Origin of the sequence: Xenorhabdus sp. IM139775, assembly GCF_028598745.1 — a bacterium.
Classification (GTDB): Bacteria; Pseudomonadota; Gammaproteobacteria; order Enterobacterales; family Enterobacteriaceae; genus Xenorhabdus.
The window spans coordinates 1-13,075 of the sequence record NZ_JAQRFK010000021.1 but is presented as its reverse complement, the minus strand read 5'-3'; the positions used below and the strand labels follow the sequence as shown (position 1 = coordinate 13,075).

14 protein-coding genes are annotated in these 13,075 nt (G+C 47.6%); 8 read left to right on the top strand and 6 right to left on the bottom strand.

The features are described from left to right. Window positions 1–14 precede the first annotated feature (14 nt). Window positions 15–2,522 (bottom strand): ATP-dependent helicase HrpB, encoded by a 2,508-nt coding sequence (hrpB, locus tag PSI17_RS06805; protein WP_273551250.1) that lies wholly within the window; start codon window positions 2,520–2,522, stop codon window positions 15–17. Between the two features lie 127 nt (window positions 2,523–2,649). Between hrpB and sfsA the strand changes: the two genes are divergently transcribed. The 7 genes from sfsA to panC all read left to right on the top strand — a co-directional run bounded on the left by sfsA (window position 2,650) and on the right by panC (window position 8,894). Beyond that, on the top strand, window positions 2,650–3,372 hold the full coding sequence (gene sfsA / locus PSI17_RS06800; RefSeq protein ID WP_443256011.1) for a DNA/RNA nuclease SfsA: 723 nt from the start codon (window positions 2,650–2,652) through the stop codon (window positions 3,370–3,372). Window positions 3,373–3,569: 197 nt separating this feature from the next. Further along, on the top strand, window positions 3,570–4,025 hold the full coding sequence (dksA, locus tag PSI17_RS06795; protein WP_045972218.1) for an RNA polymerase-binding protein DksA: 456 nt from the start codon (window positions 3,570–3,572) through the stop codon (window positions 4,023–4,025). Window positions 4,026–4,082: 57 nt separating this feature from the next. Continuing rightward, the gene (gene gluQRS, locus PSI17_RS06790) at window positions 4,083–4,967 is read left to right on the top strand and encodes a tRNA glutamyl-Q(34) synthetase GluQRS (RefSeq protein ID WP_273551248.1); all 885 of its coding nucleotides are present in this window, start codon (window positions 4,083–4,085) and stop codon (window positions 4,965–4,967) included. A gap of 305 nt (window positions 4,968–5,272) precedes the next feature. Next, window positions 5,273–6,649 (top strand): polynucleotide adenylyltransferase PcnB, encoded by a 1,377-nt coding sequence (gene pcnB, locus PSI17_RS06785; RefSeq protein ID WP_273551247.1) that lies wholly within the window; start codon window positions 5,273–5,275, stop codon window positions 6,647–6,649. A gap of 1 nt (window position 6,650) precedes the next feature. After that, window positions 6,651–7,133 carry a 2-amino-4-hydroxy-6-hydroxymethyldihydropteridine diphosphokinase gene (folK, locus tag PSI17_RS06780; protein ID WP_273551278.1) on the top strand — a complete coding sequence of 161 codons (483 nt, stop codon included), beginning with the start codon at window positions 6,651–6,653 and terminating at the stop codon, window positions 7,131–7,133. A 72-nt stretch (window positions 7,134–7,205) separates the two neighbouring features. Then, window positions 7,206–7,997: a 3-methyl-2-oxobutanoate hydroxymethyltransferase gene (panB, locus tag PSI17_RS06775; protein ID WP_273551246.1), complete on the top strand. Its 792-nt coding sequence runs from the start codon at window positions 7,206–7,208 to the stop codon at window positions 7,995–7,997. Window positions 7,998–8,036: 39 nt separating this feature from the next. After that, a complete protein-coding gene (gene panC / locus PSI17_RS06770; RefSeq protein ID WP_273551245.1) occupies window positions 8,037–8,894 on the top strand; it encodes a pantoate--beta-alanine ligase in 858 nt (285 codons plus the stop codon). A 52-nt stretch (window positions 8,895–8,946) separates the two neighbouring features. Here panC and PSI17_RS06765 read toward each other — a convergent pair whose 3' ends face one another. Continuing rightward, complete coding sequence (locus tag PSI17_RS06765) at window positions 8,947–9,717, bottom strand: ABC transporter permease (RefSeq protein ID WP_273551244.1); 771 nt, start codon at window positions 9,715–9,717, stop codon at window positions 8,947–8,949. Beyond that, window positions 9,717–10,640, bottom strand: coding sequence for an ABC transporter ATP-binding protein (locus PSI17_RS06760; RefSeq protein ID WP_273551243.1), 924 nt, complete (start codon window positions 10,638–10,640; stop codon window positions 9,717–9,719). Before PSI17_RS06760 ends, PSI17_RS06765 begins: the two co-directional genes overlap by 1 nt. A 181-nt stretch (window positions 10,641–10,821) precedes the next feature. Here PSI17_RS06760 and can point away from each other — a divergent pair, with 181 nt between their 5' ends. Further along, window positions 10,822–11,475, top strand: coding sequence for a carbonate dehydratase (gene can, locus PSI17_RS06755; protein ID WP_273551242.1), 654 nt, complete (start codon window positions 10,822–10,824; stop codon window positions 11,473–11,475). Window positions 11,476–11,587: 112 nt separating this feature from the next. Here the strand turns inward: can and hpt are convergent, their stop codons facing one another. The 3 genes from hpt to PSI17_RS06740 all read right to left on the bottom strand — a co-directional run bounded on the left by hpt (window position 11,588) and on the right by PSI17_RS06740 (window position 13,008). Continuing rightward, a complete protein-coding gene (gene hpt / locus PSI17_RS06750) occupies window positions 11,588–12,133 on the bottom strand; it encodes a hypoxanthine phosphoribosyltransferase (RefSeq protein ID WP_273551241.1) in 546 nt (181 codons plus the stop codon). Window positions 12,134–12,505: 372 nt separating this feature from the next. Continuing rightward, window positions 12,506–12,769, bottom strand: coding sequence for a helix-turn-helix domain-containing protein (locus PSI17_RS06745; RefSeq protein WP_273551240.1), 264 nt, complete (start codon window positions 12,767–12,769; stop codon window positions 12,506–12,508). 17 nt (window positions 12,770–12,786) lie between these two features. Then, window positions 12,787–13,008 (bottom strand): hypothetical protein, encoded by a 222-nt coding sequence (locus PSI17_RS06740; RefSeq protein WP_139216981.1) that lies wholly within the window; start codon window positions 13,006–13,008, stop codon window positions 12,787–12,789. Window positions 13,009–13,075 lie beyond the last annotated feature (67 nt).

Genomic DNA, 13,075 nt, shown 5'->3' with positions numbered 1-13,075 from the left:
CACATGTTTATTAATTAAATATACTTTTTCACGCGCCTGGTCGGTGCCGTGTTGGCAGGATCATCCGGCCACAGGTGTTTGGGATAACGCCCTTTCATCTCTTTTTGCACCTCACGATACGTTCCTCGCCAAAATGCGGCGAGATCTTGCGTGATTTGTAATGGACGATGCGCAGGCGATAACAGTTCAATGACAATCGGAATACGTCCTTTCGCCAATACTGGATTTCGCTGCTCCCCATACATTTCCTGCATTCTCACTGACAGCACAGGCGGCTTATCATTGAAATACCGGATAGTGATCCTGCTCCCGGTGGGCACAGTGTAATTAGTAGGCAATTCATTATCCAGTATTTGCCGTTGCTGCCAATCAAGTAATTCCGTCAAACAGGAGGACAACTCAATCTGGCGCAGTCCTTTCAAGTCCTCAACACCCTTCAGGGCAGGAAGCAACCACTGCTCAAGGGAGTTCAACAATGCTGCGTCATCAACCGCAGGCCATGCCAGTTCCGGTAGCCATTCTGTCGCCCTTTGCAGGCGAATACGCAATTGCAACGCGTCCGCTGACCAATTCAACGCTGACAATCCTTCCTGCCTGATCCAATTCAGTAAGGCTTCCTGTAATTCCGCTGCCGAAGGTTTTGCCAATGGCTGTGCTTTGACAATTAATCGCTCACATTGCAAACGCTTCCATGCCCGTAACGCACCTTTGCTATCATCCCACTCTACGGCTGTCTGTTCAGTAAACAAAGGAGGGTATTGCTTGATGATCTGTTCGATATCCAGCGGGCAAGCCAGCAAAACCCGAGCATCAGGATGACCATTTCCTTGCTGTAACGCGGGAATGACCAGCCAAGCCTCTCCCGAAAGGGGTTCTTCACGTTCCAGCACACCTCCCAAGCCATTGGCTAACTGAAAACGCCCAAGGTTATCGCGGTTTTTGGCGATCCGGTCGGGAAACCCCTGCACCAAGAGTTCTGGCACCAGATCCAGCCTGAGGTGATCAGGGTTGTCCGCAAGGCGTTGTGCCTCACTTTTATTTCCCCTTTTATCCGTAAAATGCCGGATAAGCTGGTTGGCTCGTTGTTGCCAATGACGCTGATTCACCGTCATCCAATACAGGAGATCGGGTTGCCCACGACGCGGCGGCTCTTCCAGAATGGCAACCAATTTCGCAGCCGTTATCAATGCAGCACGGTTTTGTGCTTGACCTGAACATTCCTTACCTGCAAACAGTATCGCCGCCAAGCGCGGTTCACTGCCGGATTCCGCCATTTTCCAGCCACGGGCGGTCAGTTGTTGGTGATTGCCCAATGCCCCCAGCCGCAATAGCAGGGATGCGGCAACAGCCAATGCGGGTTGCGGTGGATTGTCCAGCCAATGAAGCTGGCGACTGTCACGACATCCCCACTGTAATAAAGAAAGCAGTAAACCGCTGAGATCTGAATGCAAGATCTCCGGCTCGCTGTGCTCTCTGGCTCGTTCTGCTTGTTCCTGACTGAATAAATGCCAGCAAATACCCGCCTCTAATCGCCCGGCCCGTCCTGCCCGCTGAACCATCGATGCCTGACTGATGCGTTGGGTGATTAAGCGGGTCAGGCCATTTTTCGGATCAAACCGACTGGTGCGCTCCAGTCCGCTGTCTACCACCAGCCGGATGCCTTCAATCGTCAAACTGGTTTCTGCAATATTGGTCGCCAATACGACTTTGCGCATACCCGCTGGCGGCGGCGCGATGGCTTTGCGTTGTTCTGACAATGACAATGCCCCATACAATGGACACAACAACGTGTCGTCATTGACCTTGCCCTCCAGTTGCGACAACACCCGCTGGATTTCACCGACCCCCGGCAGAAACAGCAATAACGATCCCGTCTCCTGCTGCAATAACTGCAATACCGCCGATGCAACGGATTGTTCAGAAGGTTGATGAGGGGAAAGGGGATGGTATGACCTCGTGACCGGATAGCTGCGACCTTCTGACACAATCACCGGGGCATCGGGTAATAAAGCGGAAAGGCGCTGGTTATCCAAGGTTGCCGACATCACCAAGATCCGCAGATCATCGCGCAACCCTGCCTGCACATCCAGCAGCAGTGCCAAGGCCAGATCGGCCTGTAAACTGCGTTCATGGAATTCATCCAGGATCACCAGAGAGACGCCGCTCAATTCAGGATCTTGTTGCAGCATCCGCGTCAGAATTCCTTCGGTCACGACTTCAAGGCGGGTTGCCGCACTCACTTTGGTTTCCGCACGCATCCGGTAGCCCACGGTCATCCCGACAGGCTCATTAAGTTGTTCGGCAAGGCGTTCAGCCACACTCCGTGCCGCAATACGCCGCGGTTCCAGCATAATGATGCGTCCTGCCAGCGGTGCCTGACGTAAGATCGCCAATGGCAATCCCGTCGATTTCCCCGCTCCCGTTGGCGCGTGCAATAACACTTGCTTCGACGTTTGCAATTCAGCAATCACTGATCCCACGACATCATTAATGGGCAATAAATCATAAATGGGTAAGGACAAAGGATCACCATAATGAATTAACTTTCAATGGGTGCCATTGTAGCATTAGCCCCTTTGATGTCATTTCATCGAATTTCAGTCGATTAATTCCGTCTGGCACGGAATATTTTCGATCAGCCCACCGGTCATGAAGGAACATTTTATGGAATTTTCACCACCCCTGAAGCCTGCGACCCTAATCCGCCGCTATAAACGCTTTCTTGCGGATGTCCTCACGCCAGCAGGGGAAACACTCACGATACACTGTGCCAATACCGGTGCCATGACCGGATGTGCCACGCCGGGTGATAGCGTGTGGTATTCCACTTCAGACAATCCCAAGCGCAAGTACCCGCATAGCTGGGAGTTGACGCAGACCCAAGGGGGGCACTGGATTTGTGTCAATACCCTCAGGGCCAATGAGTTGGTTTATCACGCTATTGAACGAGATATTATCTCGGAATTGTCTGGATATGAGCATATTCATCGTGAAATTCGCTATGGCGAAGAGAAAAGCCGTATCGATTTATTGTTACAGTCAAAACAAAGGGTTGACTGCTATATTGAAGTCAAGTCAGTCACATTGTTACAAGAAAACTGTGGATATTTTCCTGATGCCGTCACAATTCGGGGGCAAAAACATTTACGTGAGCTATCATTGATAGCACAACAAGGCCAGCGTGCTGTCTTGTTATTTGCTGTTTTACATTCTGGGATCAGTCAGGTTGCGGCAGCAAAACATATTGACCCTGATTATGCGGTTCTTTTGGAACAAGCCTGCCAATCAGGGGTCGAAGTAATTTGTTATAAGGCCTGCATGACAGAAAACGGGATGGTTCTAAGTGACAAATTATCTTTTGTATCAATGTGATAATTTGTAAACAGATCATGCTGATGAGGGGCGTTTTGTAATATATTTAGGCAGTAAACATGTCAGCCTTCACACCATTGCAAAACTAATGGCAGGAACAATTGCCAACCTCGCAGTCATCTGCTATTTATAGCGGCCTATTTTTTTCCCCCTACTGTTGGGGGCCGTTTGATAGTGCGTGTGTAAGGAGAAGCATTATGCAAGAAGGGCAAAAACGTAAAACCTCGTCCTTGAGCATTCTCGCCATCGCTGGGGTAGAACCTTACCAAGAAAAGCCAGGCGAAGAATACATGAACGATGCCCAGTTAAAGCATTTCAAGCTGATTCTGGAAGCATGGCGCAATCAACTCAGGGATGAAGTAGACCGTACTGTATCTCATATGCAAGATGAGGCAGCAAACTTCCCTGATCCAGTTGACCGTGCGGCGCAAGAAGAAGAGTTCAGTCTTGAATTACGTAACCGGGATCGTGAGCGTAAGTTGATCAAAAAGATCGAGAAAACGCTGAAAAAAGTCGAGGAAGAGGACTTTGGTTATTGTGAATCCTGTGGGGTTGAAATCGGCATCCGCCGTTTAGAAGCTCGCCCAACAGCCGATTTATGTATTGACTGCAAGACGTTGGCCGAAATTCGTGAAAAGCAAATGGCTGGCTAACGAATAGGGTTAAGTACGGCGCTGAACAGCGCCGTATGCCCCTATATTGAACCCGTTATGACGCAATCTGAACCTACTTCGTTATATATTGGGCGCTTCGCTCCTTCTCCTTCCGGCGATCTTCATTTTGGTTCCCTAGTGACAGCACTGGGCAGTTATCTGCAAGCCCGCGCCTGCCACGGTAAATGGCTGATGCGCATTGATGACATTGATCCCCCACGGGAAGTTACCGGTGCCGCCAAGCGGATATTGCAAGCCCTTGAGCATTACGGGCTTGGCTGGGATGGCGAAGTGCTTTACCAATCCCAACGCCATGACGCTTACCGAGCCATCCTCGAGCAATTAAAACAACAAGGCGACGGCTATTGCTGTACCTGCACCCGCCAACGCATCCAACAACGGGGCGGCTTTTATGATGGTCACTGCCGGCATTTACACCTGCCTGCGCACGACGCCGCAATTCGTCTGACACAGCAGCATCCGGTTTATGGTTTTGACGATAAATTGCAGGGCCACATCGCGGTATCCACTGAAATAGCCGAGGAAGATTTTATTATTTATCGCAAAGACGGTTTATTTGCCTATAATCTTGTCGTTGTTATTGATGATAACTATCAAGGCGTCACTGAAATTGTCAGAGGAGCAGATTTAATTGAACCCACGGTTCGCCAGCTATCTCTGTATCAGCGCTTGAATTTTGCAACACCAGATTATGTGCATTTACCTCTCGTGCTAAATAAAGAGGGAAATAAACTTTCTAAGCAAAACCATGCCCAGCCGATCCCATTGGCTGATCCAAGGCCATTGCTTATTGATGCGTTATCATTTTTGAACCAACCCACGATCGCAGGCTGGCGGGATCTCACAACAGATCAGCTACTACAGCACGCTATCGTCGGTTGGAATATAAACGCAGTTCCGCCAAAGAAACATGGCCGATAGATCAGGTTAAATAAAGTCTTTCTATTAGCACTGTAAGCATTCTCAAAAAATGTCCAGTAAGTTATGATTGGCGGCTGTTTTTTGTTTTAATTGATTAGTCACTATCGAGGTGTACCATTTTTAACCGAGTAGCAACTTTCTGCCGTAATTTGCTAATTCGCGAGCACAAGGCAAAGCGCGACATTCAGGCAGTCAGTGAAAGGCCAGTCACCGTATCTGACCATTCTGCTCAAACAGAGAGCAGTCCTTTGCGTAAACACCGCAGAGGAAATCATTCATCTTCATCACATGCCGAAAACGACAAAATGAAGAAAAAATCCGCAAAGGCAACGCCTTCGGACTCTCCGATCACGGTGATCCCACGAGAGCAACACCCCATTTCACGCAAAGATATTAGTGATAATGCCCTGAAGGTTTTATATCGCCTGAATAAATCAGGTTTTGAGGCTTATCTGGTCGGTGGCGGAGTTCGTGATCTCTTGCTGCACAAAAAACCCAAAGATTTTGATATAGCGACCAATGCGACACCTGAGCAAGTCCGTAAACTGTTTCGTAACTGTCGCTTGGTCGGGCGTCGTTTTCGCCTTGCCCATATTATGTTTGGCCCCGATGTGATTGAAGTCGCAACCTTCCGCGGGCCACATGATCAAATTGAAAACGACGACCACAGCCAGTCACATAAAGCCCAAAGCGGCATGTTACTGCGTGATAATATTTTCGGTTCCGTGGAGGAAGATGCGGTTCGCCGCGATTTCACGATCAATAGCCTCTACTATGGCATTGACGACTTCGCCCTGCGGGATTACGTGGGTGGAATGGCCGATCTGAACGCCGGTATCATCCGCCTGATTGGTGATCCAGAAACCCGCTATCGGGAAGATCCCGTGCGGATGCTGCGTGCTGTCCGTTTCGCCGGCAAACTGGGTATGACCATCGAGCCGGCCACGGCAGAACCTATCCCGCGCCTCGCATTTCTGTTAAAAGAGATTCCATCAGCCCGTCTGTTCGAAGAATCCCTAAAACTGTTACAGTCAGGACAAGGTTACAAGACCTATAAACTGCTGCGTGAGTATTGTCTGTTCCAGCCATTGTTCCCGCTTATTCAGCGTAGTTTTACCCAAGGGGGCGATTCACCCATGGAAAAACTGCTGGCACAAGTGCTGAAAAATACCGATTTTCGCTTGCAAAATGACAAGAGAGTGAATCCTGCTTTCTTATTTGCGGCCATGCTGTGGTATCCACTGATTGAACATGCGGAAAAACTGACACAGGAAGGCGGATTGCAGTATTACGATGCCTTTGCGTTAGCCATGAATGATATTCTTGATGAGCAGTGCCGCTCCATTGCGATCCCGAAACGCCATACCACCACGATGCGCGATATCTGGTTACTTCAGCTTCGTCTGCCGCGTCGCCAAGGCAAACGGGCGAATAAACTGATGGAACATCCGAAGTTCCGTGCCGCCTATGATTTACTGGAGTTGCGCGCCAGCATTGAGTCACGCCATGAACTGAAAGCGTTGGTGCAATGGTGGACAGAATTCCAACAGTCAACACCATCACAACAGCGCACAATGATATCAGAACTGGGCAGTGAACCTCTTCGCCGCCGGACACGCCCCCGTCGTGCTGGTGGTGGTAGTGGTGGTGGTCGCGTTCGCCAGAACAGGAACAACGGTTAATATGACTCAGGTCTATATCGCCATTGGCAGTAATCTGGCCGACCCTTTGCAGCAAGTCAATAACGCACTTGCTGCTTTGAAACAACTCCCTGATACCACGTTTGTTGTCCAATCTTCTTTTTACCGGACGAAACCCATGGGGCCACAGGATCAACCCGATTTCCTCAACCTTGCCGTTGAATTGGATACCCAGTTATCACCCGAGATATTGCTTGATCACACTCAAGCCATTGAACTGGAGCAAGGACGGGTTCGCAAGGATGAACGCTGGGGACCCAGAACGCTCGATTTGGACATCATGCTGTTTGGCGATCACATCATCAACACTGAACGCTTGACAGTTCCCCATTATGGGTTAAAACAGCGTGAATTCATGCTTTACCCACTGGCAGAAATTGCACCAGACCTTGTGTTTCCCGATGGCGAAACCCTGGTAGAACAATTAAAACAAGTTCCAGAAAATGGTCTGGCGCTTTGGGTATAGCTTGTGTACCTATTTTCTGGATAATGAGATCCTATCCTGAAATTAAAGGGTATAACTATTCAGGAGATAATAATGAAACCAACAACCCTGGCTGATCTCAGCCAGTTAAAAAAAGCGAAGCGCAAATTCGCAACTATCACCGCTTACGATGCCAGTTTCGCCCACCTTTTCGCCGAACAAGGCATTAATATCATGCTTATTGGCGATTCACTCGGCATGACCGTACAGGGATTTGATTCGACTCTGCCTGTCACTATTGACGATATCGTTTACCACACCCGCAATGTTCGCTCGGGTGCCCCTCATGCTTTTCTCATCGCAGATATGCCTTTTATGAGCTATGCGACTCCCGAACAAAGTTTTGGCAACGCGGCGGCATTAATGCGCTCTGGTGCCAATATGGTCAAAATTGAAGGCGGAAGCTGGCTCTGTGATACCGTCAACATGCTGACCGAACGTGCCGTTCCCGTTTGCGGGCATTTGGGCCTGACACCACAATCCGTCAACATCCTCGGTGGCTATAAAGTTCAGGGACGTGATGAATCCTCCGCCCAGACGTTATTCAATGATGCCATTGCCTTGGAAAAAGCGGGTATGCAGCTACTGGTGTTAGAATGTGTTCCGACTGCGCTGGCACAGCGTATCACTGAAGCACTGGGCATTCCGGTCATTGGCATCGGGGCAGGCAATATGACTGATGGTCAAATTCTGGTTATGCACGATGCCTTGGGTATTACGGCAAGACCGCCTAAATTTGCCAAAGATTTCCTCAAAGAAACGGGCAACATCAGGGACGCTATCCGCTTATATATTGAACAAGTAGAAAGCGGTGTCTATCCCGACCAAGCACATTCATTCAATTGATTACTCTCCAGCATGACGGCTAATTAAAGGAGTACAGCAATGCTGATTTTAGAAACGATCCCTATTTTACGCCGGGAAATCCGCCGCTGGCACCAAGCAGGCAAGCGCATTGCTTTCGTTCCCACGATGGGCAATCTGCATGATGGCCATATGGCGTTGGTGGATACCGCCAAAGCGCAGGCTGACGTCGTTATCGTCAGTATTTTCGTCAATCCGATGCAATTTGACCGAGAAGACGATCTGGTCAATTATCCTCGAACCTTGCAGGAAGATTGCGAAAAACTGAGTCGGCGCAATGTCGAGCTGGTATTCGCTCCTAACGTTAACGAGATGTACCCGAATAGCGCAAACGACCCCCAAACTTTTGTCGAAGTGCCGGGACTCTCCCATATTCTTGAGGGTGCCAGCCGGCCGGGGCATTTCCGTGGTGTCACGACCGTTGTCAGCAAATTGTTTAATCTGATCCAGCCTGATCTGGTTTATTTCGGTGAAAAAGATTTCCAGCAATTACAGATTATTCGCAAAATGATTGCTGATATGGCTTACGATATTACCTTGGTTTCCGTGCCTATCGTCCGTGATAAAAATGGATTGGCGCTGAGTTCGCGTAATAATCTTCTGTCCGTTGAAGAGAAAAAAATGGCACCTTTGCTCAATCAGGTGATGCAGTTTATGGCAGAAAGATTGAAAAATGGCGAACGGGATACGGAACGGCTCATTGAACTCGCCTCTGCCCATTTGCGTGAAGAAGGCTTTATGCCGGATGAGTTATTTATCCGTGATGCAGAAAACCTGATGCCATTAACCGCACAAAGTAAAAAAGCCGTGATTCTGATGGCGGCAGGGTTGGGGCAAACACGACTGATTGATAATCAGCAGGTCGATTTGGCTGGCTGATTTTCAGTACCCACTCCGCCGCCATCAACGGCGGAGTATTCTGTTCTGGCGATTAAGTTCTCAGCCCTCGTCCTGATTCAATCAGATACCAAGCCAACGCATAGAATCCAACGATAAAACTTCCTAACATCCCTAATGTCATCGTCAGGGAAACATCCGCAATACCGAGAAAACCATAGCGAAAGCCGCTGACCATATAGACGATCGGGTTAATCTTTGACACTATCTGCCAGAAAGCAGGCAACAAGGTCAGGGAGTAGAATACGCCCCCCAGATAGGTCAACGGAGTCAGGACAAAGGTTGGGATGATACTGATATCATCGAACGTTTTCGCAAAAATGGCATTCAGCAGCCCCGCCAATGAAAATAAGATCGACGTTGCCAGCAAGGTGATCACCACCATTGCCCATGAATGTATCTGTAACGGCACGAACAATAGGGAAACCAATGTCACCAGAATACCAACGCATACCCCACGAGCGACGCCACCGCCAACAAATCCGGCAATAATGACATGGGTGGGAACCGGGGCAACCAGCACTTCTTCAATACTGCGCTGGAATTTGGCACCAAAGAAGGACGAAGAAACGTTAGCGTAAGAGTTAGTGATCACTGACATCATTATCAGCCCGGGCACAATAAACTGCATATAATCCACGCCGCCCATTTCACCAATGCGGGAACCCACCAGATTACCGAAAATAACGAAATACAGGGACATGGTGATCACTGGCGGCAGTAATGTCTGCACCCAAATACGGCCAAAACGGGTGACCTCTTTAATCCAAATGGTTTTCAGGGCCACCCAGTACAATGGGATCATTATCTATCTCCTTGATGATTATTGGTCAATCCGACAAACAACTCTTCCAGACGATTCGCTTTATTGCGCATACTGCTGATTTGTATACCCTGCGTACTCAACTGGGAAAAAACATCATTCAAGCCCTGCCCGCGTTTGACATCCACTTCCAGCGTGACTGCATCAACCAAGCGGTGGTCGTAACCTTCAACAATCGGCATTGCTCCTTTCGGTTCTAAATCGAGCAAGAAGGTTTCACGTTCAAGTTGACCCAGCAGGTTTTTCATACTCGTGTTTTCAACCAGCTCGCCGTGCTGGATAATGCCGATGTTACGGCACAACATTTCAGCTTCTTCCAGATAGTGCGTCGTCAGGATGATCGTCGTTCCCTGTGCATTCAATCCCCGCAAAAATTCCCACATCGATCGGCGCAGTTCGATATCCACGCCCGCCGTGGGTTCATCAAGAATCAACAACTTTGGCTGGTGCATTAAAGCGCGGGCAATCATCAAACGCCGTTTCATGCCGCCGGACAAACGATTCGCCCGCTCATTGCGCTTTTCCCAGAGATCCAATTGCGTCAGGTAGGTTTCAGCCCTGTCATGGGCGACATTGCGCGGGACACCGTAATATCCCGCCTGATTCATGACAATCTGAATCACTGTTTCGAATGGATTGAAATTAAATTCCTGTGGAACCAGACCAAGCTGCCGTTTGGCGCGGACGAGATCTGTATCAATATCGTAGCCAAAGACCTTGACCTTGCCGCCACTTTTATTCACTAAGGAACTAATAATACCTATCGTCGTCGATTTCCCTGCACCATTCGGCCCTAAAAGCGCGTAGAAATCACCTGTTTCTACACGCAAATCAATTCCCCGCAGCGCGTTCACTCCACTCTCATAGACTTTCGTGAGCTGCGTCAATTCCAATGCGTAAGCCATAAGTAAAAAATACCTTTATTATTTGCTATTTCCGACTACAAGATGAAAATTATGCCATTATTATTCCCCTATTTCTTAGCAATGGTAGGGGTTAATTAAAAAACATTATTCAATTAAAGATTAAGTTCTCAATTAATGTTGTATATGATTCTATCTCAAAAATGTTACTAGGCTATTCGTTATGATGAGAAAAATTGAAGAGCTGTTTGCCAGGAACAAGCAGTGGTCAAAATCTGTAAATGAAGAAAACCCCGTATTCTTCAAAGAATTATCAAAAGCACAAAAACCCCATTTTCTGTGGATAGGCTGCTCTGATAGCCGAGTACCTGCCGAAAAACTGATTGATGCCGCACCCGGTGATCTTTTTGTGCATCGCAACGTTGCTAATCTTGTTATCCACACTGATTTAAACTGCTTGTCCGTTGTACAATATGCCGTTGATGTGTTGCAGGTTGAACACATTATCATCTGTGGTCACTACGGTTGTGGGGGCATTGAAGCTGCCGTGGATGGCACTGAGATGGGTTTAATCAATAACTGGCTGCTCCATGTCCGTGATTTGTGGTACAAGCACAGTTCCATGCTGGGTGAATTACCGCCTAACGATAGGCTGAATCGCCTGTGTGAATTGAATGTGATCGAGCAGGTTTACAACCTCGGCCACTCAACGATTATGCAATCCGCATGGAAGCGCGGGCAGAAGGTGATGATCCACGGTTGGGTATATGGTTTAAAAGATGGTGAGTTGCATGATCTGGATATTACAGCAGACAGCCGTGAAAAATTGGAACTCAATTACCGTCAGACGATCTCCAAGTTATCGCAGACAAAATAACGGATTGAAAAATCCCCTATTAATTAGAAAAACAAATGATTAGAAAAATAAATGGCAGCAAGAGGCTGCCATTTACTCACGCAGTATTGATTACTGCTGCTTATCACGAAAATTAATCTTCCAGCAAGGTGACATGCCCGATATAGGGCAGATGGCGATAATGCTGTGCATAATCAATGCCGTAACCAACGACAAATTTATCCTCAATTGAATAGCCAATCCACTCAACGGGAACTTCGACTTCACGACGAGAGGGTTTATTCAACAACGTACAAATCGCCAGTGAGTTAGGTTCACGCAGCGCCAGAATCTCGCGGATTTTGTTCAGTGTATTGCCTGAATCGATAATATCTTCAACAATCAACACATCTTTACCACGAATGTCTTCATCCAGATCTTTAAGGATTTTCACATCGCGGGTAGAGTTCATCTCATTGCCATAGCTGGATGCGGTCATAAAATCCACTTCATGGGGAACCTGAATTTCACGACAGAGATCTGCCATAAAGATAAATGATCCTCTCAGCAGGCCAACCAGCACCAATTCACGATCACTCCGACGATAATGTTCTGTAATCTGTTGCCCCAACTCAGCAATACGTTGCTTAACCTCCTGTTCGGAGATCATCACTTCTACAATATGTTTTAGTTCACTCATAACTGTCTATTTTTAAATAAAAATTAAAATAAAATCAGGTATCTTTTTACGAAAAGTGATACACCGATTGATATACCGTTCATCACACAAAGACGCGCATACACAAAAACATGAGAACAAAATATTTTGCAGAGCATATCAGAATTCACTACCTACAGTAAAAGAAGGGTTGAATTTATGACTCGTTGCCAATGAGCAGATCAGAACACTAAACGTTCTGGACTTGTGATAAGAGGTTGCGACGCATTTCATCGGAAGGTATTAAAAATTGCGGTGACGGATAACCCATTGTGCCACCTCATCAAAACAAACAACACAATAGGTAATGAGATGAGGTGACAATTTCCCTGATATTTTTCGGTATTAAAATAATTATTCTGCTGATTTTTCGCGAATTTTGCGTTCGATAAAATTACCGTTCATATCAAAATAACGGCTAGGCCAGATTTCAGACGGGTGAATGTTGAGATAATTAGCAATAATCCATTCGCCTTTAGGCCACGGGCGGCTTAATGCGTTTGCTAATGTCGATGAACTGAGTCCCGCTTCACGGGAGACAGCCGCCAAGGTTGTACCACGTTTACGTAATGCAGCAATAATATCGGCTTGATGCCAGTCATTTCTGATGTTATTCATTCCTGCTACCCCTTCCATTAATTAATCATTGATGGTGGTGATTCAAGCAGGGTTAGCAGACCGGAGTACCCACCGGCGAGGCCGAAGCCTCCCCCACCTGAACCACCATTGAAAGGGTGATAGCAAGCGCACTGGCAGAAATATCCTACCAATGTTTGGGTACACAAGGCTGCTAAACCTTGACCATCGGATTTTGCCAATGGCGGAATTACTTTAACTGATTGTTTTATCTGACTCAATAACTGAATCACTAATACCAATCACTAACTCAGTCTCAATTCAATAGGTTAGGAACCTTACTGGCTT

Excerpts from the sequence above, each read along its gene's own strand:
- sfsA (WP_443256011.1), top strand. The coding sequence starts at position 2,650 with ATGAAGGAACATTTTATGGAATTTTCACCACCCCTGAAGCCTGCGACC.
- pcnB (WP_273551247.1), top strand. The coding sequence starts at position 5,273 with ATGAAGAAAAAATCCGCAAAGGCAACGCCTTCGGACTCTCCGATCACG.
- PSI17_RS06760 (WP_273551243.1), bottom strand. The coding sequence starts at position 10,640 with ATGGCTTACGCATTGGAATTGACGCAGCTCACGAAAGTCTATGAGAGT.
- panC (WP_273551245.1), top strand. The coding sequence starts at position 8,037 with ATGCTGATTTTAGAAACGATCCCTATTTTACGCCGGGAAATCCGCCGC.
- hpt (WP_273551241.1), bottom strand. The coding sequence starts at position 12,133 with ATGAGTGAACTAAAACATATTGTAGAAGTGATGATCTCCGAACAGGAG.
- folK (WP_273551278.1), top strand. The coding sequence starts at position 6,651 with ATGACTCAGGTCTATATCGCCATTGGCAGTAATCTGGCCGACCCTTTG.
- panB (WP_273551246.1), top strand. The coding sequence starts at position 7,206 with ATGAAACCAACAACCCTGGCTGATCTCAGCCAGTTAAAAAAAGCGAAG.
- PSI17_RS06745 (WP_273551240.1), bottom strand. The coding sequence starts at position 12,769 with ATGAATAACATCAGAAATGACTGGCATCAAGCCGATATTATTGCTGCA.
- PSI17_RS06765 (WP_273551244.1), bottom strand. The coding sequence starts at position 9,717 with ATGATCCCATTGTACTGGGTGGCCCTGAAAACCATTTGGATTAAAGAG.
- dksA (WP_045972218.1), top strand. The coding sequence starts at position 3,570 with ATGCAAGAAGGGCAAAAACGTAAAACCTCGTCCTTGAGCATTCTCGCC.
- can (WP_273551242.1), top strand. The coding sequence starts at position 10,822 with ATGATGAGAAAAATTGAAGAGCTGTTTGCCAGGAACAAGCAGTGGTCA.
- gluQRS (WP_273551248.1), top strand. The coding sequence starts at position 4,083 with ATGACGCAATCTGAACCTACTTCGTTATATATTGGGCGCTTCGCTCCT.